Here is a 25,098-nt window from a genome sequence, read left to right on the forward strand (position 1 = left end):
CCCTGCCGCATGTCCCCCGCTCCCGATCTCGTCGAACGTCTCGATCGCCTGCTGCCGCAGACCCAATGCGGCCAGTGCGGTTTCGACGGTTGCCGCCCTTACGCCGAGGCGATGGCGCGCGGCGAGGCCGACATCGACCGGTGCCCGCCAGGCGGCGATGCCGGCGCACGGGCGTTGGCGACCCTGCTCGACGTTCCAGCGCGACCCTTCGATCGCAGCCGCGGCCCGCACCATCCGCGCCCGCCGGTCGCGCTGGTGATCGAGGCGGACTGCATCGGCTGCACCAAGTGCATCCAGGCCTGCCCGGTCGATGCGATCGTCGGCGCGTCCAAGCTGATGCACACGGTGGTCGAGCCGCTGTGCACCGGCTGCGCGCTGTGCGTCCCGGCCTGCCCGGTCGACTGCATCGTCATGATCGAGGCGGCCTGAGGCCGATCACGATGGCCGTCGCGACCTGAGGCCGGGGCGCGATGGTTGCGGCGGCCTGCGGCCGCCAGGTTCAACGTGTTGGCGTGGCGGAGTCGCGCGCGGGCAGCTCGGGCTGCGGCGGCGGTGCGGCGTCTGCATCGGCCGGCGGCATGGGCAGCTCGTCCTTCGGCGCCGTCACCGGCGGCGTTGCAGGCGTGCGCTCCTCGGGCACCGGTGCGGTGCCGTCGCCGATCTCGATCGCCGGCGGCGGCGCGCAGGCGCTGCAGATGCGCTCGACCTCGTAACCCTTGGCAGCCAGTTTCTCGACCACGCCATCCTCGCCCAGCAGGTGCAGCGTGCCGACGACGACCAGGATCTCGCCGTCCTGCTGCAGCATCTGCTCGAGCTTGGGCAACCAGGCATCGTTGCGCTCGGTGTTGATCCGCCGATACAGCGCGGGAAAGCGCGCGCGCATGTCCAGCGCCATGCCGTTCCACAGCTGCGCCGCATCGCCCGCGCGCCAGGCGCCATGCAGCGTCTCGATCGACGCCTGCCCGCCCTGCGCCTGATCCAGCGCCTCGCGCAGCATCTCGACCTGCTCGACCTGGCCCAGGCCGTCGAGAAAGCCGATCTGCTCGGACGCGGTCTCCAGCCCCGCGGTCGCCTTGCCCGCCTCGCGCGCCTGCCGCGCCAGATACGCATCCATGCCCAGTTGCGCCTTGAGGCCGTAGCGCCCCAGTTCGGTCGTGGTCACCAGCAGCGAAGCGAACCACGGCTTGAACAGTTGCAGGCTCTGCGCGCTCATGCCGCCGGTCGGTTGTGCGGCGAGGTTCGCCTCGCCCCAGGCCGCCAGGTCGGCGGCGAGCGCCGGCGGCAGGTCGTCGTCGAGGCGGCTGCCATCGCTGCGCAGACCGGCCTGCATCATCTGCATCGCCAGCGTCGGCGACTCCAGTTCCTCGGGCGACAGCTCGAAGACCACCTCGCCTGCCGCCGCCAGCGTCCGGGCGACGTCCTCGGACAGCGGATAGTCCGCGGGCTGCAGGAAATGGAACGAGCCCAGCAGATAGAGCGCGCCGTGATCGCCCGAGACCTTCCATAGCAGCGGGACCGGCGGTGCCGGCACGGGCACGTCGGCGATGTGAGGCACCGCGGACGGCGCGACTTCGCCCGTCGCGGCGGGCGACTGCGCCCATGCCGTCGGTGCCAGACCCAGGAACACGAACGCGAGCGCAGCGACACGGGCGGCGCGCAACACAGGGAGCAAACGCATGCGGACTCCAGAATGAAAACGATTCGGAACGCGGACAGTCGCCGTCGCGCACGCGTCTTCGGACACGTGCCCAGGCGCTGCGAGCGGACGTGCGCTCAACGCCCGCGCAGGAACCAACGGTCGATCTCCGCGAGCGGGAAATGTGCCCAGGTCGGGCGACCATGATTGCATTGCCCCGAGCGCTCGGTCGCCTCCATCTGCCGCAGCAGGGCGTTCATCTCGGGCACCGTCAGCCGCCGGTTCGCGCGCACCGCGCCATGACAGGCCATCGTCGAGAGCAACTCGTCGCGCGCCGCGCGCACGCGACGGCTCTCGCCGTGCTCGCGCAGGTCGGCCAGCACATCGCGCAACAGCGCCTCGGTGTCGCCATCGACCAGCAGCGCCGGTACGCCGCGCAGCAGCAGCGATTGCGGCCCGGTGCGCGTGACCTCGAAGCCCAGATCGGCAAGCGTGCCCGCTTCCTGCTCGGCGACATCGGCTTCGCGTTCGGAGACCGCGACGGTCTGCGGCACCAGCAGCGGCTGCATGCGCACGCCCTCGCCGTCGTGCGCGGTCTTGAGCCGCTCGTAGCCGATGCGCTCATGGGCGGCGTGCATGTCGACGACGATCATGCCGTCGGCCGCCTGGCTGAGGATGTAGATGCCGTGCAGTTGCGCGACCGCATAGCCGAGCGGCGGGACGAAGGCGGCGCTGTCGGCGGCGGTGCTGCTGTCCGCAGCGATGTCATGCGCGCTCGCGCCGGCGGCGCCCGTCCACGCATCGCCGACCGCGGGCCCCGACGCGAACGTCGCATCCGTCCCTGCGTGGCTCTCCGCAGTATCGCCGCCGCCCATGCCGCCGCCGTAGAGGCTGGCATAGGCCGCACGCGCTTCGCCCACGCGCAGCGCCAGGTGCGTCTGCGGCATCGGCCGCGACCAGGCGGCCGCAGCGGTGCCGGTCGCCGGGCCGGCGGCGAACGTCGCGCCGGGCGACGGCACCTCGGTCGCCACCTCGCCGGCCTGCCCGGCGCGGGTGTCGGCCAGCGCCTCGTGCAGCGTGCGATAGACGAAATCGTGCACCAGCCGCGCATCGCGGAACCGCACCTCGTGCTTGGCCGGATGCACATTGACGTCGACCCGGGTCGGATCGAGTTCGAGGAACAGCACGTAGGCCGGCTGCCGCCCGTGGTACATCACATCGGCGAAGGCCTGCTTGACCGCGTGCGCGACGCTGCGATCGCGGATCGATCGGCCGTTGACGTACAGATACTGCTGATCGGCACTGGCGCGCGAATACGCCGGGCGCGCGATCCAGCCCGACAGCCGCAGACCCGCCGCGGCATGGTCGATCCGCAGCGCGGCATCGGCGAACTCCCGGCCCAGCGTCTCGACCAAGCGCGCGCCTGAGAACAGGTCTTCATCGCCCTTGTAGCGGCGCGCGGGCTTGCCGTTGTGGCTCACCCGCAGCTCGACATCCGGCCGCACCAGCGCCAGTGCACGCAGCCATTCCTCGATGTGGCCCAGCTCAGTGCGCTCGGCGCGCATGAACTTGCGGCGCGCCGGCACGTTGTAGAACAGGTCGCGGACCTCGACGGTGGTGCCGCGCGGATGCGGCTTGGGGGCCAGATCACCGACGCGCCCGCCATCGACCTGCAGCACGCTGCCGTGCGCATCGTCCTCGCGCCGCGAAGCCAGCGAGAAGCGACTGACCGAGGCGATCGACGGCAACGCCTCGCCGCGGAAGCCGAGGGTGGCGACCGATTCGAGATCGTCGAGCGAACCGATCTTGCTGGTGGCGTGCCGCGACACCGCCAGCGGCAATTCCTCGGGCGCGATGCCGCCGCCATCGTCACGGACGCGGATCAGACGGACCCCGCCTTCCTCGAGCTCGATGTCGACCCGGCGCGCACCGGCATCGAGCGCGTTCTCGACCAGTTCCTTGACCACCGAGGCCGGTCGCTCCACGACCTCGCCGGCGGCGATCTGGTTGATCAGGATGTCGGGCAGTTGGCGAATGGGCACGGCACGGCGGCGCCAAGGCGCTTTGAGAGGGGGACCGGGATGATAGCGGGCGCTGGACGCGACTGCCGGACAGCGCGATCCGGCCGGTTCAGGGGCTGCCGCCGCCGCTGCTGGCCCCGGCCGCCGCGGCCGCGGCGCGCGCCGCGTACAGCGTGCCCGGCGGCGGCTGGCTGGTGAAGAAGGCATTGATCCCCTGCAACACCGCAGCGGCAACGCGCCGCTGGTGCGCCGGATCGAGCAGCCGCTGTTCTTCCTCGGGATTGGAAATGAAGCCGGTTTCGACCAGCATCGCCGGCATGTCGGCGTTGCGCAGCACTGAGAAGTTCGCGTACTCGACGTTCGACTTGTGGGTCTTGCCGACATCGCGCAGCCCGGTCAACACGTGCGTCGCGGCCTCCTGCGATGCGCGCATGTGCCCGCTTTGCGCCATCTCGAGCAAGACATTCGACAGCGTGTCCTTCTCCAGGCGCACGCCGCCGACCAGGTCGGCACTGTTCTCGCGGTCGGCCAGCCAGCGCGCCTGCTGCGAGGACGCCCCGCGCAGCGACAGCGTGTAGACCGAGGACCCGTAGGCGGCGCGATTGAGCGCGGCATCGGCATGGATCGACACGAACATGTCGGCCTTGGCCTGGCGCGCGCGCCGCGCGCGCTGCGGCAGCTCGACATAGCTGTCGTTGTCGCGGATCAGATGCGCACGCATGCCGGGCGTGGCGTTGATCTGGCGCGCCAGTTCGCGCGAGATCGCCAGCACGACGTGCTTTTCGTAGGTGCCGCTGGGTCCGATCGCGCCGGGATCCTGGCCGCCGTGGCCCGGGTCGATCGCGATCACCAGCGGACGCATGCCCGGTCCGACCGTGGTCGGCAGCGGCGGGGCGGTACTGCGCGGCGCCGGCGCGGCGGCCTCGGGCGTCGGCACCGGCGCCTGGGCGACGGGCGCGGCCGCAGACGCTGCCGGCACCGGAGTCGGCGCGGCGGGCTGCGGTGCCGGCGTGGCCGGCGCACGGGCGCGCGCCATCTCGGCGATCAGCCGCGAGGTGGCATCGTTGGAGGCGAGCGCAGGATCGGGCGGCGGCGTGCGCGCGGCAGGTGCGCTGGCGGCGGGCACGGTGCCGGCCGCAGCGGCCGGCGGTGTCACGGTCTGCGCGGCGACCCGCGCGATCGGGTCCGCATCGCCGTCGCCCGGCCACTCGACGACCAGGCGGGCGCCGTCGCCGCCTTCTTCCAGACGTGGCGCCATCGCCACGATCGGGCTGGCGAGATCGAACACGATCCGGGTGGTGCCGGCCACCGGCTGGCCGGTCCGCACACTGCGCACGACGCCGCGCGCGGCCGGGAGCGCCAGGCCGCCGCGGAGCTTGGTGCCGGGCAGATCGACCACGAGGCGATCGGGATTGGCCAGCGAGATCACCGAGAACTCGGCCTTGCCGTCCAGCCGCAATTCGGCCCGCGTCCCGGTCGCACCGGTCTGCAGGTCGACGCCGCGCAGTTCGGCGCCATAGGCCAGGTTCCAGCACAGCGCCGCGAGCAGCGCGAGCGCCAGCAAGGCCTGAGACAGATTGATCCCCCGGATACGCATGGGGCTAGTCAATCATCGCCGTCAGGACAATGCAAGACGTTTTCCCTTGCAAATCCGCAGCCTGCGTGTCCTTCCTACGGTTTCGGTTCAGCAACAGTTGGCAAACGGACCGCTGCTGCGACCCTCGCGCGCCAGCGCAGCCCGGCGTCCGAAAGCGCGTCGAGGCGGGCACTGCGGCCTTCGCCGGACAATGCCAGCGCGACCCGCAGGTCCGGCTTGGGCAACGCGTCGGCGCCACGCTCGGGCCATTCGATCAACCACAGCCGCGCGGCGACATCGTCCAGGCCGAGAAACTCCAGTTCGCCGATGTCACCGATGCGGTACAGATCCAGGTGCAGCGCCTCGCCGCCCGCCACCGGGTAGCGCTCGACCAGCGTGTAGGTGGGACTGCGGACCGTGCCGGTCACGCCGAGTACGCGCAGCCAGGCGCGTGCCAGCGTGGACTTGCCGGCGCCCAGATCGCCTTGCAGATGGACCACCGCCGGCGTGGGCGCCGTGGCGGCGAGCGCCTGTGCGAAGGCCTGCGTGGCGGCCTCGCCGTCGAGTTGCCAGAGGCTCATCGCCACGTCTCCAAGGGCATTGGATTGGCCAGCGGACGCAGCGCGGCGACCAGGTCGACCGGCAACAACCCGCGCTCGCCACCGCTGCGCGCCGCGAGATCACCGGCGGCGGCATGCAGCAGCGCGCCACAGGCCGCGGCGGCTTCGGGGTCGAGGCCCTGCGCGCGCAGTGCGGCAATCACGCCGGTCAGCGCATCGCCCATGCCACCGGTCGCCATGCCCGGATTGCCGGCGGCGACCAGCCAGGGCGTGCCGCCCGGTGCACAGACCAGTGTCCCCGCCCCCTTGAGCACGACGACTGCGCCGCTCTGGGCGGCCAGCCGGCGCACCGCGGCGGGCCGGTCGCGCTGGATGTCGGCGGTCGCGGCGCCGAGCAGGCGCCCGGCTTCCCCCGGGTGCGGGGTCAGTACGGTCCCGGACGGGAGCGCACGGGGCATGCTGGCCAGCAGACTCAGCGCATCGGCATCGAGCACCAGCGGCCGGCCGCTGCCCAGCACCTCGTCGTACAGCCCGTGGCCCCAGGCGCCGCGCCCCAGCCCCGGTCCGAGCGCAACGACATCGGCGGTCGCGAGCAGATGCGCAAGCGTGGACGTGTTGTCGATGCGGCGGGCCATCGCCTCCGGACAGCGCACCAGCAGCGGGGCGACGTGCGCCGCCTGGGTCGCGACCGACACCAGCCCGGCCCCGGCGCGCAGCGCAGCCTCGGTGGCCAGCATCACCGCCCCACCCATGCCGTGGTCGCCGCCGACGACCAGCACGCGGCCGGACGTCCCCTTGTGGCTGTTGCGCAGACGCGGGCGCAGCCAGTGCGCCAGGTCATTGGCCTCGATCCGGCGCGCGGCGCCGGGCCCGGCGGCGGCCATCAGCGCCGGATCGACGCCGAGCGGATCGAGTGTCAGGTCGCCGGCATGGTCGGGGCCGTCACCGGTCTGCAGGCCGACATGCGCGGCGAGGAACTGCAGCGTGACCTCGGCATGCACCGCGGCACCCGGCACGCTGCCGCGATCGCCGTCCAGGCCGCTGGGCACGTCGAGCGCCAGCACCGGCGCGGGCGCCGCATCGATCGCGGCGATCAAGACCGCGGCATCGGCGTCGGGCGCGCGCGACAGGCCGATGCCGAACACGGCATCGACGACCAGTCCGGCCGACGGGAGCGGGTCGCCGTCGAATGTCACGATCCGGCCGCCAGCCTCGACGAAGGCCGCGCAGGCGGCGCGCGACAGCTCGGTCCGTGGCGCATGCGTGTCGAGCCGGACCACCTGCACCTCGCAGCCGGCCGACTGCGCGTGGCGCGCGAGCACGTAACCGTCGCCACCGTTGTTGCCCGGTCCGCAGACCACGACGAGCGTACGCACCTGCGGCCAGCGGCTCTGCACCAGACGCCACGCGGCCTGCCCGGCGCGCGCCATCAGCACGCCGGCATCGCCGCCCTCGGCTGCGATCGCCGCGGTCTCGAGCGCGCGCAGGGCGGCCGCGTCGTACAGCAGGGTTCCCGGCATGGAGACCGCGTTCGAGGCACAGGGTGGGCTCATCGCGCCGATTCTATACTTCACGCATCGTGAGTCCCCGCCCCGACATCCCCGATGCCGCGCCACCGGCACGCGCCCTGCCCGAGCCGCAGCATGTGGCTGCGCGCATCCGCGCGATCGCGGCCGAGATGGGCTTCCAGCGCTGTGGCATTGCCGGGATCGAACTCGCCGAAGACGAGGCGCACCTGCGCGATTGGCTGGCCCAGGGGCTGTACGGCACGATGGACTGGATGGCGCGCCACGGCACGCTGCGCGCACGTCCCGCCGAACTGCTGCCCGGCACCGTGCGGGTGATTTCGGTGGGGCTCGACTACGGTCGCAACGACGACGACAGCGCCTGGGACACGCTGGCCGACGGCCGCCGCGCCTACGTCGCGCGCTATGCGCTCGGCCGCGACTACCACAAGCTCATGCGCAACCGGCTGCAGAAGTTCGCGCACCGTATCGCCGAGGAGATCGGCCCGTTCGGCCATCGGGTGTTCGTCGATTCGGCACCGGTGCTCGAACGCGCGCTTGCGCGCAACGCCGGCCTGGGCTGGATCGGCAAGCACACCTGCCTGATCGACAAGCGCGGCGGTTCGTGGTTCTTCCTCGGCGAGATCTACGTCGACGTGCCGCTGCCGATCGATCCGCCAGCGAGCGCGCATTGCGGTACCTGCACGCGCTGCATCGATGTCTGCCCGACACAGGCGATCGTCGCGCCCTACCGGCTCGATGCGCGCCGCTGCATCTCCTATCTGACGATCGAACACGACGGCGCGATTCCTGAACCGCTGCGCGCACCGATCGGCAACCGCATCTTCGGCTGCGACGACTGCCAGCTGGTGTGTCCGTGGAACAAGTTCGCCAAGCGCCACGACGAACCCGACTTCCGCGCCCGCAACGGTCTGGACAGCGCAACTCTGGCCGATCTGTTCGCCTGGGACGAGGACGAATTCCTGCAGCGCACCGAAGGCTCACCGCTGCGCCGCAGTGGCCATCGTCGCTGGCTGCGCAATATCGCCGTCGCACTGGGCAACGCGCCGACCGCCCCCGACACCATCACCGCCTTGCGCACGCGCCGGCATTCGGGCGATGCGCTGGTCGACGAGCATGTCGAATGGGCGCTGGCGCAGCACGACGCGCGGTGACGACGCCGCACATCGCGTGTGGCGTTCGGTCGATCGCGGCGTCGCGCGAACGCCGGTTGTCCGGCGGCAGGTCAGCGTTGGCGGGATGACAGGGCCGTAAGGGCCCGCCCCCCGCCCCCACCCAGCGCGCTGTGCGCGCTGACCTCCCCCGCACGCGGGGGAGGTGACTTCAGCCTGCGGCGCGCCGCCGACATCCCACGCGCACGGATATGCCTGTGCTCCTTCCCGCACGCGGGGAACGCTGGCTTATGCTCCTTCCACCGCACGCGGGGAAGGCTGGCTTGCGCTCCTTCCCCCCCACGCGGGGAAGGCTGGCTTGTGCTCCTTCCCCCGCCCGCGGGGGAAGGCTGGGATGGGGGCGCTTTGTGCGACAAGCCATGCCCCACCTGACGCGCTACGCGTGTCGCCCCGAACGCGCGCGGGAGGTCGACGCGGATCAGGCGTTGCGGCGTGCGCGCAGTTCGTCGAGCAGGGCGCGGGTGACCGGGTCGGCGATCTCGACGTCCTGGCCCTGGACCGCGGGCAGCAGTTCGCCGGCGATGCGCTTGCCCAGTTCGACGCCCCACTGATCGAAGGCGTTGATGCCCCACAGCACCGACTGCGCATAGACGCTGTGCTCGTAGAGCGCGATCAGCGCGCCGAGGCTGCGCGGGTCGAGCCGGTCGAGCAGCAGCAGCGTCGATGGCCGATTGCCGGGGTAGGACTTCTGCGGATCGTCGGCGGAAAACCCGTTGGCCAGCGCTTCGGTCTGCGCGAGCAGGTTCGACAGCAGCGCGGCGTGGTTGTCTGCATGCGGGTGCGCCGGATTCACCACGCCGATGAAATCGGCCGGCACCGTCTGCGTGCCCTGGTGCAGCGCCTGGAAGAAACTGTGCTGCGAGTTGGTGCCCGGTCCGCCCCACAGCACCGGCACGGTGTCGAGTCCGACCGGCTCGCCCTCGGGCGTGACCGACTTGCCCAGGCTCTCCATCACCAGTTGCTGCAGGTAGGCCGGCAGCAGCGCCAGCCGCTCGTCGTAGGGCAGCACGGCGTGCGTGGCCAGGCCCAGCGCATTGCGGTTCCAGATGGCGGTCAGCGCGTGCAGCAGCGGCAGGTTGCCGGCCAGCGGCGTCTGCAACGCGTGCGCGTCCATCTCGGCCGCGCCATCGAGCAAGGCATCGAAACCGTCGGCGCCGATCGCCAGCGCGATCGAGAAGCCGACCGCCGACCACAGCGAATAGCGGCCACCGACCCAGTCCCACATCGGCAGCACGCGCTCGGGCGCAACGCCGAAGGCCTGCGCGCGCGGCACGTTGGCACTGACTGCGTACAGCCGCTCGCTGCCGCCCAGCCAGTCGCGCACGACCGCGCCGTTGAGCAGGGTCTCCTGCGTGCCGAAGGTCTTGGAGACCAGGATCGCCGCGGTCTTCGCCGGATCCAGCTTCGCCAGGCGGTGCTGGGCGTCGCTGCCGTCGACGTTGGTCAGAAAATGCACACGGAAACGCCCGGTGCCGAAGTCCTTGAGCGCATCGACGACCAGGCGCGGGCCCAGATCGGAGCCGCCGATGCCGACATTGACGATGTCGGTGACCTCGGAGGCCTCGAGCTGCGCGACCAGCGCGCGCATGCGCGTGCGCGCAGCGAGCGCCTGCTCGCGTGCGTCACGCGCCGCCGGCGCCTGCGACAGCGCCGAACGCAGTGCGACGTGCAGCGCCGGGCGCTGCTCGGAGGTGTTGACAATGGCGCCATCGAACAGCGCGCGCATCGCGGCCGCCAGTTCGGCCGACGCGCCGAGCGCGAGCAGCGCATCGCGTGCCTCGCGGTCGAAGCGCTGGCGCGCGAAGCTGGCGTAGAGCCCGCCCACGCGCAGCGCGAAGTCGCGCGGACGCGCGGCATCGGCGGCGACGAGGTCGGCGATGCGCGCCGCGTCCAGGCGCCGCGCATGGGGCGTCAGCGTGTCGCGGAGCAGTCGCGCCGCCATCGTCATCAGGCGGCCTGCGCCGGAATCGAATCGTTGGTGTGGGTCATCCGATTCTGCCGGTCGACATAGACCAGGGTCGGCTTGAACTTGGCGACTTGCGCCTCGTCGAGCGCACCGTAGGCACAGATGATCACCAGATCACCGACGCCGGCCTTGTGCGCAGCGGCACCGTTGACCGAGATGATGCCGCTGCCGGCCTCGGCGCGGATCGCATAGGTCGCGAACCGCTCGCCGTTATTGATGTTGTAGATCTCGATGCGCTCGTACTCGCGGATGCCCGACAGATCGAGCAGATGGCCGTCGATCGCGCACGAGCCTTCGTAATGCAGCTCGGCGTGGGTCACGGACGCGCGGTGGATCTTGGCTTTGAGCAGGGTCAGTTGCATGGCGGCGGCCGGGTGCGGCCGTTGGCAGACGCGGGCGTTCCGCAGGAGTCGGCAAGTATAGGCGCCGCGTGCGGCATCGCAACATGCGCTATGGCCGCGCGGGCGGCGATTCAGCCGGCCGCGGACGCCGGTGCCAGGCTGAATTCGAGGTTGTCGATCAACCGGGTCGTGCCCAGCCGGGCCGCGAGCAAGGCGACCGCCTCGCGATCGTCTGGCGCCAGTGCACCGAGCGCGGGGGTGCGCACGACCGCATAGTCGACGTCGAAACCGTGCGCGCTGAGCTGGGCCAGGGCGTCGGCCTCGACCTCGGCCGGCGCGCGACCGGCGCGCAGGCCCTCGCGCATTGCCTGCAGCGTGCGATACAGCTGGGGCGCCAGTGCGCGCTGGTCGGCGTCCAGGTACTGGTTGCGCGAGCTCAGCGCCAGCCCGTCGGCATCGCGGGCGATCGCGACCGGCAGCAATTGCACCGGAAACGCGAGCTCGGCGACCAGGTGGGCGATCACCGCCAACTGCTGGTAGTCCTTGCGCCCGAACGCAGCGACATCGGGCTGCACCTGGTTGAACAGGCGCGCGACGACCGTCGCCACGCCATCGAAGTGCCCCGGACGGTGCGCGCCGTCGAGCACCTCGGTGATCCCGGGCACGCGCACGGTGACCGTGTTCGCCAGCCCCAGCGGATACATCGTCTCCACCGACGGCTGCCACAGCAGGTCGCAGCCCGCAGCGGCCAGTCCCTGCGCGTCCTGCTCGGGCGTGCGCGGATAGCGCGCGAAATCCTCGTTGGGCCCGAACTGGGTGGGATTGACGAACACGCTGGCGACGACCCGGTCGACCTGGGCGCGCAAGGCCGCGACCAGCGAAAAGTGCCCCGCGTGCAGATTGCCCATCGTCGGCACCAGGCCCACGCGCAGGCCTGCGCGCTTCCACGCCGCGATGCGCGTGCGCAGGACGGTCAGACTGTCGACGGTTTCGATCATGGGGGCGTGCGGATTCGGGCGAAGGCCGGCGGCGCGGCGCTCAGCTGTAGGAATGTTCGGGGCCGGGGAAACTGCCGTCGCGCACCGCGGCGACGTAGGCACGCGCCGCGCCCGCAACCGAGCCGCCATCGGCCAGGAAGTCGCGGACGAACTTCGGCCGGCGATGGCCGCTGTCCAGGCCCAGCATGTCGTGCAGCACCAGCACCTGGCCGTCGCAGCCCGGGCCGGCGCCGATGCCGATTGTCGGCACCGCAGAAGCCGCGGTGATCTCAGCCGCCAGCGCAGCCGGCACGCCCTCGAGCACGATCAGCGAGGCACCCGCCTCGGCGATCGCGAGTGCATCTTCGCGCAGCGCCTGCGCGGCCGCCTCGTCGCGGCCCTGTACCTTGAACCCGCCAAAGCGCAGCACCGACTGCGGAGTGAGCCCCAGGTGCGCGCAGACCGGGATCTCGCGCTCGACCAGGAAGCGCACGACCTCGCGCTTGTTCGCGCTCGCGCCTTCCAGCTTGACCATGCCGGCACCGGCCTGCAGCAACCGCGTCGACGCGTCGAGTGCGCGCTCGGGCGTCGCATCGGCCTGGAACGACAGGTCGGCGACGATGAGCGCGCGCCGGGCTCCCCGCGCCACGCAGGCGGTGTGATAGACCATGTCGTCGGTGGTGACCGGCAAGGTCGAGCCGTGCCCCTGCACCACCATGCCCAGCGAATCGCCGACTAGCAGCAGCTCCACCCCGGCGGCATCGAATGCGCGCGCGAACCCGGCGTCATAGGCGGTGAGCATCGAGAGCCGGCGACCCGCGGCGCGGGCCTCGAACAGCGCGGGCACGGTCACCGGCGCGGAAGTGTTGGGCGTGGTCATCGCCCTAGGGTATCGCTTCGATGCCGCTTCGATCCATGCCCGCAAGCACCTCGACGGCTGCGCCGATGCCGGGAATCTGTATATCGGGCGCGACATCGAGCAGCGGCACCAGCGCGAATGCGCGCGCATGCAGATGCGGATGCGGCACGGTGAGTCCCGGCAATGCGAGCACGGCATCGCCGTACAGCAGCAGATCCAGGTCGAGTGTGCGCGGCCCCCAGCGGTCGCTGCCATCGGCTGCGCGGCGTCGCCCCAGCGCTGTCTCGAACGACAACAGCGTCTCGAGCAGTGCAGTTGCCGGCAGGCCGGTCTCGAACGCTGCCGCGGCGTTGATGAAATCCGGCTGATCGGTCACGCCCCACGCGGGCGTGCGATAGAAGCGCGACAGCGCAAACCCCGAAGTACCGGGCAAGGCCGCCAGCGCGCGCGCCGCGTCGTGCAACGTCGCGACGGCGTCGCCGAGATTGGCGCCCAGCCCGACGCAGGCGCGCACGCGCGGCGCCTCCGCCGGCCCGGCGCTCATCCTGCTGCGGGCGCGCGCCGACGGCGGCGCTTGCGGCGCGGGGCCTGCCCCTCGCTGTCGCCGTCCTCGTCGCCGGGAAACAGCGCAATCGCGTGGTCGGGATCGCGCTGGGCTTCCTGCCAGAACGCGACATCGGCGGCATGGGCCTCGGACGCGGCGCTGCGCAACACCAGGAAATCGAAGGCGGCGCGAAAGCGCGGGTGCGACAGCATCCGGGTCACCCGCTTGCGCTGGCGCTGCGGGAAGCGCGCCTGCAGCAGCCAGATCTCCTGCATCGGCAGCGAGAACCGGCGCGGCAGCGCGACCGTCGACAACTGGTGCAGCGTCACCCGATCCGCGGCCCGGCGCTGCGCATCCACCGGCTGTACGCCCTCGGCCTGCAACTTCATCAACGTGCGGCAGTACGCCGGCCACAGCAGGGTCGCAAACAGGAAGGCCGGCGACACCGGATCGCCGGCAGCGATGCGGGCATCGGTCGAGCGCAGGCCCGCGACCACCATCGTGCGCAATGCGCCGCTGCGATTGCTCGCCAATGCCTTGGCGGTCTCGGGGAACAGCGCGCCCAGCAGGCCATGCCGCTCCAGGCCCTCGAAACTCGCCACCGCATGACCCGACAGGAACAGCTTCAGGCATTCCTCGAACAGCCGCGCCGGCGCCGCTTCGGACAACAGCCCGGCAAGGTACGGAATCGGCGCCGCGGTCTCGGGCGCGATCGAGAAGCCGAGCTTGGCCGCCAGCCGCACCGCGCGCAGCATCCGCACCGGGTCTTCGCGGTAGCGCGTCTCCGGATCGCCGATCAGCCGCAGCACGCGGTTCTCGACATCCTCGAAGCCGCCGACGTAGTCGCGCACCGAGAAGTCGGCGATCGCGTAATAGAGTGCGTTGGCGGTGAAGTCGCGCCGGACCGCATCATCCTCGATCGTGCCGTAGACGTTGTCGCGCAGCAGGCGACCGTCGTCGTGCACCTCGCGATCGCCGCTGCCGTCGTCGACGTTGGCGCGGAAGGTGGCGACCTCGATGATCTCGCGGCCGAACACCACATGCGCCAGCCGGAACCGCCGCCCGATCAGCCGGCAGTTGCGAAACAGCGCCTTGACCTGCTCGGGCGTCGCGTCGGTCGCGACGTCGAAATCCTTGGGCGCCAGGCCGACCAGGATGTCGCGCACCGCGCCACCGACCAGATAGGCGGCATGCCCGGCCTCGTGCAGCCGGTACAGCACACGCAGCGCACTCTGGCTGATCTGCCGGCGCGAGATGATGTGCTGGTCGCGGGGGATGGTCCGCAACGCGGAGCCCGGAGTCGAAGTGTCGTCGTGCATCAAATGAAAATTTTCCGTGGGCGACCCGTTGCGGGGCCCGCAAGCCTGCTATACTAGCAAGCTGCACACGTCTTTCCGATGTTCTGCAGACCGGTCGTCCAACCGGTCGCCGCTTCGGCGGTACACCCAGCTCCCTTCGTCTAGAGGCCTAGGACGTGGCCCTCTCAAGGCTAAAACACGGGTTCGAATCCCGTAGGGAGCGCCATCTTCAGAGAAAGGCCCGCGCAAGCGGGCCTTTTTCGTTGAGGTGTCCGGCAACTGTGCTTCGCTTCGCAGGGCCGCCCCCACCCGGCGCACAGACGCGCCGACCTCCCCCGCACGCGGAGGAGGTGACCGCGGCACCGCTACGCATCGACGCCATCGTGCGCGGCGGCCTTCCGCTGCGGAAGCGCATCGAGTGCCCGCCGGGTGCCGGGCCCACCAAGCGGATATCGGGCCGCGACTCGGCACGACACCCGGCGGGCACCACGCATGGCCACTCCAGTCTGCCAGCGTGGCACGCGTAACGCCCGCACCGAACGCGCAAATGCGAATCCTTTCCACCGGAGCGCGGAGCGCTGCCTTAAACTTGACGCATTGCCGCGCGCTCGAAGATCTCCATGCCTTTCGTCGTCACCGAAAACTGCATCAAGTGCAAATACACCGACTGCGTCGAAGTCTGCCCGGTGGATTGCTTCCATGAGGGCCCGAACTTCCTGGTCATCGACCCGGACGAGTGCATCGACTGCACCCTGTGCGAGCCCGAGTGCCCGATCAACGCGATCTACCCCGAGGACGATGTCCCCGCCGGTCAGGAGCAGTACGTCGCGCTGAACGCCGAACTGGCCCAGGTCTGGCCGGTGATCACCACGCGCAAGGACCCGCTGCCCGACGCCAAGGACTGGGAAGGCAAGCCGGGCAAGCTGCCGCTGCTCGAACGCTGAGGCCAGACCGGGCATTGCAACGAAAACGGGCGCCGCGAGGCGCCCGTTTTGCGTTTGCAGCCCGACGCCGGCCCGAACCGACCGGCGCCTGGCCTCAGTTGGCCAGCGCCGCGCGCAGCGCCGCGATCACACGCTCAGGGCCTGCGCCGCTCGCCGCGACACCGCGCGGATCGACCGCCGACACCGTCGCCCCGCCCTGCCCGGCGCCCACGCGCACCAGGAACTGACTGCCCGCATCGCTGACCTCGTAGGTGCCCAAGGCCTGCGACTGGCTGTTGACGGCCACACCCTCGATCCCGGCCAGCGCCTGACCGACGCGGGCGAACACCGCGTCGCGCTCGCCGGCCACGGTGAACGCGACATTCGACGAGGCGGCCGCGACCGTCGCCGACTGGGTCGCCGAGCCGCCGGTCTGCGGCAGCGCCATCGCGCCGTCGGTGCGCGGCTGGTCGAGGTCGGGCGGCACTTCCAGCGGCCGGCTCTCGGGACTCTGCGCATACAGCGCGTTGTCCTTCTTGAACCAGCGGCAGCCGCTGGCGCCCACGACCGCGACGGCCAGGACGGCGATGGCGACGTAACGGATGGGGGAATGGGATCGACGCATGGGTGGAGTTCTCCTGGGAAATCAGGCGGCGCGTGCGCGGCAGGACCCTTCCAGGTCCGCCGCCAGTCGCGTCGCGTCGTCGGCCTGCGCGCGATGCGCCTCGGCCAGTGAGGTCAACGGCAGGCGCAGCCCGTGGCCGAAGCCCTGGCGCGCCAGTACCGCCTTGACCGGGATCGGATTGGATTCGATGCCCGAAAACGCATGGATCGGTTGCAACTGCGCATCCCAGGCCATGGCCTCGTCCGCACGTCCGGCGCGCGCCAGATCGCACAGGCGACGGAATGCGGCGGGCACGATATTGGAGACCACCGAGATCGTGCCATCGGCACCGGCCAGCATGGCGCGCGCGGCCGTGGGATCATCGCCGCTGAGCACCGCAAACGTGTCGCTCTGCAGCGCCAGTAGCGCCTGCATGCGCGCCTGTCCGTTGTGCGCCTCCTTGATGCCGACGATGCGCGGATGCGGCGCGAGCGCGGCGACGGTCTCGGGCAGCAGGTCGGTGCCGGTCCGCCCCGGCACGTTGTAGAGCACCACCGGCACGTCGCCGTCATCGGCGACCGCGCGGAAGTGGGCGTCCAGCCCCGCCTGGGTCGGGCGCACGTAGGCCGGCACCACGACCAGCGCAGCATCGATGCCGAGCGCCGCCGCGCGACGGGTCAGCGCAATCGTCTTCGCCGTGCCCGGCTGCCCGGTCCCGGCCAGCACCGGCACACGGCCGGCGACCCGCGCGACGGTGTCGGCGATCAGCCAGTCGTACTCCTCATCGTCCAGCGTCGCCGCCTCGCCGGTCGAACCGGCAACCACCAGCCCCTGGGTCCCCGCCGCCAGTTGCGCATCCACCAGACGTTTCCACGCCGACCGGTCGAGCGCGCCGGAGGGCGAGAACGGGGTGGCCAGAGCGGTGATGCTGCCGGAGAGTCGCAAGATGAGGCATCCAAGGCGTGAGGACGGGACGGGCGTGCTCGCCGGAACGCGCCCGATGGGCGCACGAGTGGCGGAAACACGGGGAAAATGCCGGCCGATGTTACTTGCGGCCGCGAAGCGCGGGCAAGTATGCTGACCGCAGCACCGGCCCCGGCCGGATCGCCGTTCACCCTCCAGTCGCCCCCGACGCGCTTGCCGTCGACCAGATTCCCGCCGCGGACGCCGCCTTGACTGATTCCGATACCGCTTCACGGCCTGCGCCGAACGAGAACTACCTGCTCATCAACGCCTACACCACGCATCCGGCCTCGCCGCTGCTGTCGGTGTCGCGCCGGATCGCAGACAGCGGCTGTAACCTCGTCGACACCCGCCTGTCCACCGTGGGCCGCGATGTGTCGGTCACCGCACTGGCCAATGGCCCCTGGGACGCGGTCGCCAAGCTCGAGGCGATGCTCACGCGCCTGGAGCGCGAGGAAGGCCTGAAACTGATCTGGTACCGCACCGGCCCCAAGCCGGTGCAGTCGAACCTGCTGCCCTACGTGGTGGAAGTCGTCGCGGCCGACAAGCCGGGCATCCTGTACCAGTTGGCGGACTTCTTCGACCGCCAGGGCATCACGATCGAGAGCCTGCACTCCTCGCGCTACCGCGCGATGCAGACCGGCGCGGACATGTTCTCGGCCCAGGTCACCATCGGCATTCCCTCGAACATGCACATCGCCGCATTGCGCGACGATTTCCTCGAGTTCTGCGACCACCTCAATCTCGACGCCATCATGGACCCGATGAAGTTCTGATGCCGATGGTGCACCGCTTGCCTCCCGCATCGGCATCGCGCATCGTGATGCGCAACGCCACCGGCATGGAACGGCCGACTGTTCGATGAGCGCCACGCCCCTCGCCGCCTCGACGTTGCAACTGCCGCTGGCCCTGTCCGGCGGCACGACCACCACGCTTGCCGCCTATGCGGGTCGCTGGCTGGTGCTGTACTTCTACCCCAAGGACGCCACGCCCGGCTGCACGACCGAGGGCCTGGATTTCAATGCGCTGCTGCCGCACCTGCGCGAACTGGGCGCCGACGTGCTCGGTGTGTCGCGCGATTCGGTGCGTGCGCACGACAACTTCTGCGCCAAACAGGGCTTCGCCTTCCCGCTGGTCAGCGATGCCGACGAGGCGCTGTGCCGCGCGTTCGATGTCATCCGCGAAAAGACCATGTACGGCCGCAAGGTGCTGGGCATCGAGCGCAGCACGTTCCTGATCGACCCGTCGGGCTGCATCGCAGCCCAGTGGCGCAAGGTCCGCGTCGCCGGCCACGCCCAGGCCGTGTTCGACGCGCTGCAGGCCGCGCAGTCCCGGTGATCGCCCTTGCCCGCCCCGGCGGCCGCCATCCCGGATTCCGGGCCATGGCAGCGCTGCCGTGCGCGGTCGACCGCGGTCGGATGGCCGGCCTCACCCGTTCTCGACCGCCGGCGCGGATGCTGGCCCCGATCCTGTCTCCCTCCCCGCCCCGCCACGGAGCGCCGCGACCACGATGATGACCCAAGGCAAGCGTGTGTACGTCCTCGACACCAACGTGCTGATGCACGACCCCACGGCGCTGTTCAAGTTCGAGGAGCACGATGTCTACCTGCCGATGCAGGTGATCGAGGAGCTCGACAACGCCAAGAAGGGCACCAGCGAATCGAGCCGCAATGCCCGGCAGGTCAGCCGGTTCATCAACGAGCTGATCGAAGCCTCGGGCAGCGAGCGGATCGCCTCGGGCTTGCCGCTCGCCCGCCCGCAGGGCCTGCAACTGCGCGGCGCCGCCAGTGTCGGCCACCTGCGCTTCCAGACCACGGTGCCCAAGGAGGACAAGACCTCGTTCGGTGCGGTCGCCCCCGACAACCGCATTCTCGGCGCGATCCTCGCGCTCCAGCGCGATGAGCCCGACGGCACGGTTGTGTTCATCTCCAAGGACATCAACCTGCGGATCAAGGCCGCGATCGCCGGCATCGCCAACGAGGATTACGAAAACGATCGCGCGCTCGACGATTTCAGTCTGCTCTACACCGGCGCGACCGCATTGCCGGAGGACTTCTGGACCCGGCATGGCAAGGACCTGCGCTCTTGGACCGACAAGGGCCGCACGTTCTACGAGCTCGCCGCCGACGAAGAGGACGGCTGGTATCCCAACCAATTCCTCTACCTGCCCGGCGACGAGGAGTCGGAGTTCCGGGTCGTGGCGGTCGAGAACGGCCGCGCGACGCTGCAGATCGTCGACGATTTCCGCCACAACCAGCATGCGGTGTGGGGCATCCTGGCGCGCAACCGCGAGCAGAACTTCGCGCTCAATGCGCTGATGGATCCGGACGTCGACTTCGTCACCCTGCTGGGCACCGCCGGCACCGGCAAGACCCTGCTCGCGCTGGCGGCGGGTCTGGCGCAGACGATGGACCAACAGCGTTATCGCGAGATCATCATGACCCGCGCAACGGTCAGCGTCGGCGAGGACATCGGTTTTCTGCCCGGCACCGAGGAAGAGAAGATGACGCCATGGATGGGCGCGCTCACCGACAACCTCGAGGTGCTGACGCACAACCAGGACGGCGGCAGTTGGGGCCGCGCGGCGACCAACGACCTGCTGGCGTCGCGGATCAAGATCCGCTCGCTGAACTTCATGCGCGGGCGCACCTTCCTCAGCCGCTACCTGATCCTGGACGAGGCGCAGAACCTCACGCCCAAGCAGATGAAGACCTTGATCACCCGCGCAGGCCCAGGCACCAAGATCGTGTGCCTGGGCAACGTCGAGCAGATCGATACGCCCTACCTGACCGAGACGACCTCGGGCCTGACCTACGCGGTGGACCGTTTCAAGCAGTGGGCGCACAGCGCGCACATCACGCTGCGCCGCGGCGAGCGCTCGCGCTTGGCCGATTTCGCGTCCGAGGTGCTTTGAGCCCGGCGCAGGCATCCGCTGATCGACCGCAGCTGACACGACGCCGGCACCCGCGCATGCGGGTGTCGGCCCGCGTGCCTGCGCGGCTCGCCGCACTGCCATGTCGCCTAAGGCTGCGCCGGCCAAAGTGATGCATCAGCCATCGATTTGAACCTCTCCGGCTTGCATCGGCATGCGCTGCGATGCAACATGCGGGCATGCGTCCAGGGCCGTCCGCATGATTTCCGCCACCCAATTGCGCGCCGCGCGCGCGTTGCTCGGGCTCGACCAGCGCGCGCTGGCGGCGCTGTCGGGCGTCTCGCTGCCGACGATCCAGCGCATGGAGGCCAGCGCCGGCGACGTGCGCGGCTCGATCGCGACGCTGACCAAGATCGTCGACGCACTGGAGGCAGCCGGCGTCGAGTTGATCGGCAACGACCGCCCCAGCCATGGACGTGGCCGCGGCGTGCGGCTCAAGGACCCGGCATGAGCATGTCCCGGCAGCCGCGGGCGGTGCGCTGAGGCGATGGGGATGCAGCTGCCACGCTGGGTCTGGGTGGGTGCGGTGACGCTGGCGTGTATTGCCGGCATGGTCAATGTGACCGGCTACCTGGGCTTCGAGCATCTGGCCGTCAGCCATCTCACCGGCACCACCAGCCTGCTGGGCGCCGCGCTCGCTGACGGCGACTGGCGCTCGGTGCGCCATCTGTGGGCGATCCTGATCGCCTTCAGCCTTGGCGCGATGCTCAGCGGCCTGATCATCCAGGACAGTGCACTGCGACTGGGGCGGCGCTATGGCGCCGCGCTCGCGCTCGAGTCGGCGCTGTTGCTGGCCGCGGTGCCGCTGTTCTCGTCCCAGCCGCTCAACGGCGCGTTGCTGGCGGCGATGGCCTGCGGCCTGCAGAACGCGATGGTGACCACCTACAGCGGCGCGATCGTGCGCACGACCCATCTCAGCGGCATGTTCACCGACCTTGGCATCGGCTTGGGCCATCTGATCCGCGGCAAGCCGCTGCCGATGCGCCGGCTCACGCTCAGCGGGCTGATCATCAGCGGTTTCCTCGGCGGCGGCGTGCTCGGGACCTGGTTGTTCCGGGCGCTGCATTACCACGCGCTGTTGATCCCGGCCGCACTGACCGGCCTGACCGGCCTGGGCTATGCGGGCTATCGGCACTGGACGCTGGTACGCGATGCGCGACGCGTCGACTGACGTTAAGCGCGTGCGCGCCAACCGTTGCGGCAGAATAGCGCCATGTCCGACACCCCTCGCCCCCCTTCCGCGCTCACCATCGCCGGCTCCGACTCGGGCGGGGGTGCGGGTATCCAGGCCGACTTGAAGACCTTCGCCGCGCATCGTGTGCACGGGCTGTCGGCGATCGCCGCGCTGACCGCGCAGCACACCCGCGGGGTGAGTGCGGTGCACGCACCACCGGTCGCATTCCTGCAGGCGCAGATCGACGCCTGCTTCGACGACTTCGACGTGCGTGCGGTCAAGATCGGCATGCTCGCGACCGCGTCGATCGTGGTCGCGGTGGCGGACGCGCTCGCCGCGCATCCGCACGTCCCGGTGGTGCTCGACCCGGTGATGATCGCGACCTCCGGCGCGAAGCTGCTCGACGACGATGCGCTCGAAGCGCTGCGTACCCGGCTGTTGCCGCGTGCGACCGTGCTCACCCCCAACATCCCCGAAGCGGAACTGCTGCTTGGTTCATCGATCGCCGATGCCGACCGCGCACGCACCGCAGTGGGCGCGCTGCGCGCGCTCGGTGCGCGCGGCGTGCTGCTCAAGGGCGGCCACCTCGACGAAGGCGACCGCGTGGTGGACCGCTACGCCGATGCGCAGGTGCAGTTCGAACACGATGCGCCGCGGTTGGCGATCGACGGCCACGGCACCGGCTGCACGCTGTCGTCAGCGATCGCCGCGCAGTTGGCGTTGGGGGCGTCGCCGGCGGATGCCTGCCGCCAGGGCATCGACTACGTGCACGCGACGATGCGCGACGCCTACCGGCCAGGGCGCAGTACGGTCAGCGTGCTTGGCCACCTGGGGCCGATCGCCCGATGAGCACGCCGTCGCCGCCACTGGCCTTGGTCGCAGGCGACGGTCACCGCTACGAACTGATCGCGCGCGTGCCGACGGCGCCACGGCGCAGCCTGCTCTGGCTGCCCGCGCTGGGCGTGGCGGCGCGTCACTACCTGCCGTTCGCCGAACGCTTGGCTACCCAGGGCATCGCGGTGTTCCTGCACGAATGGCGCGGCATCGGCTCGAGCGCGCTGCGCGCCGGGCGACACGTCGATTGGGGGTATCGCGACCTGCTCGGCGACATCGCCTGCAGCGAGGCGGCGATGCGCACGGCCGTGCCCGACGCCGACCGCATCGTCGGCGGCCACAGCCTCGGTGGCCAACTCGCCTGCTGCCATCTGGCCTGCCGCCCCGAGGCGGCGCAGGCGCTGTGGCTGGTCGCCAGCGGCGCGCCGTACTGGCGCGCGTTTTCCGGCCCGCGCGCGCTCGCGTTGCCAGCGCTGTATCGGTTCATGGCCTGGCTGTCGCGGGTCAACGGCGCACTCCCCGGTCGCCGGCTCGGCTTCGGCGGCAACGAAGCCCGCGGCGTCGTCGCCGACTGGACGCGCAGCGGGCTGTCGGGCCGCTATCGCGCCGCCGGCCTCGATCTGGATCTGGACACCGCGCTGCATCGGGTCGACGTTCCGGTCGCGGCCGCCGTGCTCGCCGACGACTGGCTGGCGCCGGTGTCCTCGCTGCGCTACCTGCTCGGCAAGCTCGCCACGCCAGCACCGACGATCACGACCTTCGATGCCCGGGCCCTGGGCATTGCCGCCGACCATTTCGCCTGGATGCGGCAGCCCGACACGATCACCGACTGGCTCGCGCAGCGCTGACCCGGTCGCCCCGGAGCGCTGCGCTAAACTGGGCCGTCCTCTTGTCCGAACGCCTTCCCCCATGAGCGCAACGCTGCCCGCACGCGACGACATCCGCATTTCCGTCGTCGGCCTGGGATACGTCGGCCTGCCGCTCGCGGTCGCGTTCGGGCGGCGCCACCCCACGCTCGGCTTCGACATCGACCAGGCGCGCATCGAGCAGTTGCAGGCCGGCCATGACCATACCCGCGAACTGTCGGAAGGCGAACTGCGCGCGGCGACGCACCTGCACTACAGCGCCGACCCGGCAGCGCTCGCGCGCTGCAATGTGCACGTGATCACGGTGCCGACGCCGGTCGACGACTACCGACGCCCGGATCTGTCGGCGCTGGAGCGCGCGAGCCGCGCGGTCGGCGCCACGCTCGCGGCCGGTGATGTGGTGATCTACGAATCCACGGTGTATCCGGGCGCGACCGAGGAGGTCTGCGTGCCGATCCTCGAGCAGGCCTCGGGCCTGCGCTACCGCGACGATTTTCATGTCGGCTACAGCCCCGAGCGGATCAACCCGGGCGACAAGCTGCACCGCCTGGAGAACACGCTGAAGGTCACTGCCGGCTCCTCACCGGCCGCGGCCGACTTCGTCGATGCGCTCTACCGCGACATCGTCGAGGCCGGCACGCACCGGGTCTCGAGCATCCGCGTGGCCGAGGCCGCGAAGGTCATCGAGAACACCCAGCGCGACGTCAACATCGCGCTGGTCAACGAACTGGCACTGATCTTCGAACGGCTCGGCATCGACACCCACGAGGTGCTCGAAGCGGCCGGCACGAAGTGGAACTTCCTGCCGTTCCGGCCCGGCCTGGTCGGCGGCCATTGCATCGGCGTCGATCCCTACTACCTCACCCACAAAGCCCAGCAGATCGGCTACCACCCGGAGGTCATCCTCGCCGGGCGCCGCATCAACGACAGCATGGGCCTGCACGTGGCCCAGCGGTTGGTGAAGCTGATGCAGCAGCGCGGTATCCAGACCGCCGGCGCACGCGTGCTGGTGCTGGGCCTGGCGTTCAAGGAGAACTGCCCGGACCTGCGCAATACGCGCGTGGTCGACGTGGTCGCCGAGCTGCGCAGCTACGGTGTCGAGGTGGACGTGCACGACCCGTGGGTGGCCCCGGCCTACGCCGAGCACGAATACGGGCTGCGCCCGGTCGCGACCCCCGAAGCGGGCGCCTACGACGCCATCGTCCTGGCGGTCGCGCATACCCAGTTCCGCGAGCTCGGCAGCACCGGGATCCGCGCCTACGGCAAGCCCGGCGCGGTGCTGTTCGACGTCAAGGCGATTCTGCCGGCCGACGAGGTCGACGCGCGGCTGTAGCGCGTGTAGCGCGGCGCCCACGCACGCGAGCGCCCGCCGTCGCGGGCGCCCCGCGTCAGGCGCGGTGATAGGGATGGTTGGCCAGCATCGCCGCGGCCCGATAGAGCTGCTCGGCCAGCACCAGCCGCACCAGCATGTGCGGCAGCGTCAGCGGGCCGAGCGACCAGCGCTCGTCGGCGCGCGCCAACACCGTGTCGGCGTGGCCTTCGGGTCCGCCGATCAGGAACGCCAGATCCCGCCCCTGCGCGCGCCAGTGTTCCAGCCGCTGGGCGAGATCCTCGGACGAATGCATGCGGCCGCGGCCGTCGAGCGCGACCACCAGGGCATTGCGCGGCAGCGCGGCGAGCACGCGCGCACCCTCGTCGGCCATTGCACGCGCGGTGTCGCGACCCTTGCCACGCAGGCCCGGCTCGACCTCCACCAGGTCCAGCGGCAACCAGTGCGACAGGCGCTTGCGGTACTCGCCGAAGCCATCGGCCACCCAGGCGGGGGCGCGCTCGCCGACCGCGACCAGCCGGGCCTTCATGCGGTCACGCGCGGCGGACGGTCATCGGCCGTGGCCGAGTGCCGTTTCACCCGTCGCTGCGCGGCTCGCCGGCGCCCGGCGGCTGGTCGCCGACGGTCCACAGGCGTTCGAGCGCGTAGAACTCGCGCACGCGCGGCAGCATGACGTGCACGACCACGTCGCCCAGATCCACGAGCACCCACTCGGCCTCGCGCTCGCCCTCGACGCCGAGCGGCTGGCAGTCGAGCTGCTTGGCGCGCTTGACGACCTCGTCGGCGATCGACTTCACGTGGCGGCTGGAGGTCCCGGAGGCGACGACCATGAAGTCGCAGACGCTGCTGCGGCCGCGCACGTCGATATCGACGACGTCGACAGCCTTGAGATGATCGACCGCGTCGAGCGCGGTCCGGAGCAGGACATCTGCCGCCGGCGGCGGCTCGGGCAGACGGGTCTTGATGACGTGGGCGGTATCGGACAAGGGATCGGGA

The 25,098-nt window shown here is 70.7% G+C and carries 25 protein-coding genes, 1 tRNA gene and 1 pseudogene; 12 read left to right on the forward strand and 15 right to left on the reverse strand.

The genetic code is table 11. From position 1 onward, the window contains the following. Positions 1-9: 9 nt before the first annotated feature. Positions 10-429 (forward strand): Rnf electron transport complex subunit RnfB, encoded by a 420-nt coding sequence (rnfB, locus tag WAF18_RS09705; RefSeq protein WP_337244913.1) that lies wholly within the window; start codon positions 10-12, stop codon positions 427-429. A 70-nt stretch (positions 430-499) separates the two neighbouring features. On the opposite strand, the gene WAF18_RS09710 is transcribed toward rnfB, so the two are convergent. From WAF18_RS09710 to WAF18_RS09730, 5 genes are all read right to left on the reverse strand, one after another. Continuing rightward, positions 500-1,678, reverse strand: a complete 1,179-nt coding sequence (locus tag WAF18_RS09710) for a TraB/GumN family protein (protein WP_337244914.1) — start codon at positions 1,676-1,678, stop codon at positions 500-502. Positions 1,679-1,773: 95 nt separating this feature from the next. Next, positions 1,774-3,678, reverse strand: coding sequence for a DNA mismatch repair endonuclease MutL (gene mutL, locus WAF18_RS09715; RefSeq protein ID WP_337244915.1), 1,905 nt, complete (start codon positions 3,676-3,678; stop codon positions 1,774-1,776). An 88-nt stretch (positions 3,679-3,766) separates the two neighbouring features. Continuing rightward, positions 3,767-5,254 carry an N-acetylmuramoyl-L-alanine amidase gene (locus WAF18_RS09720; RefSeq protein ID WP_337244916.1) on the reverse strand — a complete coding sequence of 496 codons (1,488 nt, stop codon included), beginning with the start codon at positions 5,252-5,254 and terminating at the stop codon, positions 3,767-3,769. Positions 5,255-5,328: 74 nt separating this feature from the next. Next, a complete protein-coding gene (gene tsaE, locus WAF18_RS09725) occupies positions 5,329-5,814 on the reverse strand; it encodes a tRNA (adenosine(37)-N6)-threonylcarbamoyltransferase complex ATPase subunit type 1 TsaE (protein WP_337244917.1) in 486 nt (161 codons plus the stop codon). Further along, complete coding sequence (locus WAF18_RS09730; RefSeq protein ID WP_337244918.1) at positions 5,811-7,346, reverse strand: NAD(P)H-hydrate dehydratase; 1,536 nt, start codon at positions 7,344-7,346, stop codon at positions 5,811-5,813. Before WAF18_RS09730 ends, tsaE begins: the two co-directional genes overlap by 4 nt. Positions 7,347-7,390: 44 nt before the next feature. On the opposite strand from WAF18_RS09730, the gene queG reads away from it, so the two are divergent. Beyond that, complete coding sequence (gene queG, locus WAF18_RS09735; RefSeq protein ID WP_337245019.1) at positions 7,391-8,473, forward strand: tRNA epoxyqueuosine(34) reductase QueG; 1,083 nt, start codon at positions 7,391-7,393, stop codon at positions 8,471-8,473. A 436-nt stretch (positions 8,474-8,909) separates the two neighbouring features. Here the strand turns inward: queG and pgi are convergent, their stop codons facing one another. The 6 genes and pseudogenes from pgi to pcnB form a co-directional block, all read right to left on the reverse strand. Further along, positions 8,910-10,433, reverse strand: a complete 1,524-nt coding sequence (pgi, locus tag WAF18_RS09740) for a glucose-6-phosphate isomerase (RefSeq protein ID WP_337245020.1) — start codon at positions 10,431-10,433, stop codon at positions 8,910-8,912. A gap of 5 nt (positions 10,434-10,438) precedes the next feature. Continuing rightward, positions 10,439-10,819 carry an aspartate 1-decarboxylase gene (gene panD, locus WAF18_RS09745; protein ID WP_183426097.1) on the reverse strand — a complete coding sequence of 127 codons (381 nt, stop codon included), beginning with the start codon at positions 10,817-10,819 and terminating at the stop codon, positions 10,439-10,441. A 110-nt stretch (positions 10,820-10,929) separates the two neighbouring features. Then, positions 10,930-11,796 carry a pantoate--beta-alanine ligase gene (gene panC, locus WAF18_RS09750; RefSeq protein WP_183426098.1) on the reverse strand — a complete coding sequence of 289 codons (867 nt, stop codon included), beginning with the start codon at positions 11,794-11,796 and terminating at the stop codon, positions 10,930-10,932. Between the two features lie 40 nt (positions 11,797-11,836). Then, positions 11,837-12,655, reverse strand: coding sequence for a 3-methyl-2-oxobutanoate hydroxymethyltransferase (panB, locus tag WAF18_RS09755; RefSeq protein WP_337244919.1), 819 nt, complete (start codon positions 12,653-12,655; stop codon positions 11,837-11,839). Between the two features lie 4 nt (positions 12,656-12,659). Beyond that, positions 12,660-13,178: a 2-amino-4-hydroxy-6-hydroxymethyldihydropteridine diphosphokinase gene (gene folK, locus WAF18_RS09760; protein ID WP_337244920.1), complete on the reverse strand. Its 519-nt coding sequence runs from the start codon at positions 13,176-13,178 to the stop codon at positions 12,660-12,662. Further along, positions 13,175-14,464 (reverse strand): annotated as a pseudogene (gene pcnB, locus WAF18_RS09765) (polynucleotide adenylyltransferase PcnB); the annotation flags it as partial. The gene folK and the pseudogene pcnB, both read right to left, overlap by 4 nt. A 162-nt stretch (positions 14,465-14,626) precedes the next feature. Here pcnB and WAF18_RS09770 point away from each other — a divergent pair. Together WAF18_RS09770 and fdxA are read left to right on the forward strand one after the other, a co-directional pair. After that, positions 14,627-14,702 (forward strand) — tRNA-Glu (locus WAF18_RS09770). A gap of 394 nt (positions 14,703-15,096) precedes the next feature. Beyond that, the gene (gene fdxA / locus WAF18_RS09775; protein ID WP_183426102.1) at positions 15,097-15,420 is read left to right on the forward strand and encodes a ferredoxin FdxA; all 324 of its coding nucleotides are present in this window, start codon (positions 15,097-15,099) and stop codon (positions 15,418-15,420) included. Between the two features lie 94 nt (positions 15,421-15,514). Here fdxA and WAF18_RS09780 read toward each other — a convergent pair whose 3' ends face one another. Beyond that, positions 15,515-16,024, reverse strand: coding sequence for a hypothetical protein (locus WAF18_RS09780; protein WP_337244921.1), 510 nt, complete (start codon positions 16,022-16,024; stop codon positions 15,515-15,517). Positions 16,025-16,045: 21 nt separating this feature from the next. Then, positions 16,046-16,948, reverse strand: coding sequence for a 4-hydroxy-tetrahydrodipicolinate synthase (dapA, locus tag WAF18_RS09785; RefSeq protein WP_337244922.1), 903 nt, complete (start codon positions 16,946-16,948; stop codon positions 16,046-16,048). Between the two features lie 206 nt (positions 16,949-17,154). On the opposite strand from dapA, the gene WAF18_RS09790 reads away from it, so the two are divergent. The 8 genes from WAF18_RS09790 to WAF18_RS09825 all read left to right on the forward strand — a co-directional run bounded on the left by WAF18_RS09790 (position 17,155) and on the right by WAF18_RS09825 (position 24,105). Next, positions 17,155-17,742, forward strand: a complete 588-nt coding sequence (locus tag WAF18_RS09790; RefSeq protein WP_183426267.1) for a glycine cleavage system protein R — start codon at positions 17,155-17,157, stop codon at positions 17,740-17,742. 85 nt (positions 17,743-17,827) lie between these two features. Further along, the gene (locus tag WAF18_RS09795; protein ID WP_337244923.1) at positions 17,828-18,304 is read left to right on the forward strand and encodes a peroxiredoxin; all 477 of its coding nucleotides are present in this window, start codon (positions 17,828-17,830) and stop codon (positions 18,302-18,304) included. 175 nt (positions 18,305-18,479) lie between these two features. Continuing rightward, positions 18,480-19,880 (forward strand): PhoH family protein, encoded by a 1,401-nt coding sequence (locus tag WAF18_RS09800; protein ID WP_183426268.1) that lies wholly within the window; start codon positions 18,480-18,482, stop codon positions 19,878-19,880. A gap of 217 nt (positions 19,881-20,097) precedes the next feature. Continuing rightward, positions 20,098-20,349 (forward strand): helix-turn-helix transcriptional regulator, encoded by a 252-nt coding sequence (locus tag WAF18_RS09805; RefSeq protein WP_183426106.1) that lies wholly within the window; start codon positions 20,098-20,100, stop codon positions 20,347-20,349. A 36-nt stretch (positions 20,350-20,385) separates the two neighbouring features. After that, positions 20,386-21,069 (forward strand): YoaK family protein, encoded by a 684-nt coding sequence (locus tag WAF18_RS09810; protein ID WP_337244924.1) that lies wholly within the window; start codon positions 20,386-20,388, stop codon positions 21,067-21,069. Between the two features lie 42 nt (positions 21,070-21,111). Further along, positions 21,112-21,921, forward strand: a complete 810-nt coding sequence (gene thiD / locus WAF18_RS09815; RefSeq protein ID WP_337244925.1) for a bifunctional hydroxymethylpyrimidine kinase/phosphomethylpyrimidine kinase — start codon at positions 21,112-21,114, stop codon at positions 21,919-21,921. Beyond that, complete coding sequence (locus WAF18_RS09820; protein ID WP_337244926.1) at positions 21,918-22,754, forward strand: alpha/beta hydrolase; 837 nt, start codon at positions 21,918-21,920, stop codon at positions 22,752-22,754. The genes thiD and WAF18_RS09820 overlap by 4 nt, the downstream gene beginning before the upstream one ends. 61 nt (positions 22,755-22,815) lie before the next feature. Beyond that, positions 22,816-24,105: a nucleotide sugar dehydrogenase gene (locus WAF18_RS09825; RefSeq protein ID WP_337244927.1), complete on the forward strand. Its 1,290-nt coding sequence runs from the start codon at positions 22,816-22,818 to the stop codon at positions 24,103-24,105. Positions 24,106-24,160: 55 nt separating this feature from the next. On the opposite strand, the gene rlmH is transcribed toward WAF18_RS09825, so the two are convergent. Further along, the gene (gene rlmH, locus WAF18_RS09830) at positions 24,161-24,631 is read right to left on the reverse strand and encodes a 23S rRNA (pseudouridine(1915)-N(3))-methyltransferase RlmH (protein ID WP_337244928.1); all 471 of its coding nucleotides are present in this window, start codon (positions 24,629-24,631) and stop codon (positions 24,161-24,163) included. 46 nt (positions 24,632-24,677) lie between these two features. Continuing rightward, the gene (gene rsfS / locus WAF18_RS09835; RefSeq protein WP_337244929.1) at positions 24,678-25,088 is read right to left on the reverse strand and encodes a ribosome silencing factor; all 411 of its coding nucleotides are present in this window, start codon (positions 25,086-25,088) and stop codon (positions 24,678-24,680) included. Positions 25,089-25,098 lie beyond the last annotated feature (10 nt).

It is taken from the genome of Luteimonas sp. gir (assembly GCF_037198055.1).
In the GTDB taxonomy this organism is placed as follows: Bacteria; Pseudomonadota; Gammaproteobacteria; order Xanthomonadales; family Xanthomonadaceae; genus Luteimonas; species Luteimonas citri_A.